This is a genomic window from Marinicauda pacifica (assembly GCF_004793635.1).
In the GTDB taxonomy this organism is placed as follows: Bacteria; Pseudomonadota; Alphaproteobacteria; order Caulobacterales; family Maricaulaceae; genus Marinicauda; species Marinicauda pacifica.
The window spans coordinates 1-308 of sequence record NZ_SRXV01000079.1; the positions used below are offsets into that span (position 1 = coordinate 1).

The 308-nt window shown below is 66.9% G+C and carries 1 protein-coding gene; it reads left to right on the forward strand.

The features are described from left to right. On the forward strand, positions 1 to 308 hold a 308-nt coding region (locus E5162_RS14465; RefSeq protein WP_174235021.1), incomplete at both ends, for a divergent polysaccharide deacetylase family protein.

The window sequence follows — 308 nt, forward strand, 5'->3', positions numbered from 1 at the left end:
TCAACTATCTCGGAGCGCGCCTCGGCGCCGATGCAGAGTCTCTGGGCCATGTCTTTTCCGTCCTTGAGACACGCGGACTGACCGTGTTTCACGATGGATCCGGCCGTCGCCCGGCGCTGGCTTCGGCGCAGGAGATGAGCGGAGCGCAGCTGGCCCTGGTCGACCGCCTGGTCGATGCCAATCCGGAGGCGCGCGCGATCGACAACCGGCTGCTGGAACTGGAGGCGCTGAGCCTTCAGAACGGGACCGCACTGGGTCTCGGCTCGCCCTACCCGTCGACCATCGAGAACCTTGCCGCGTGGGCGAAC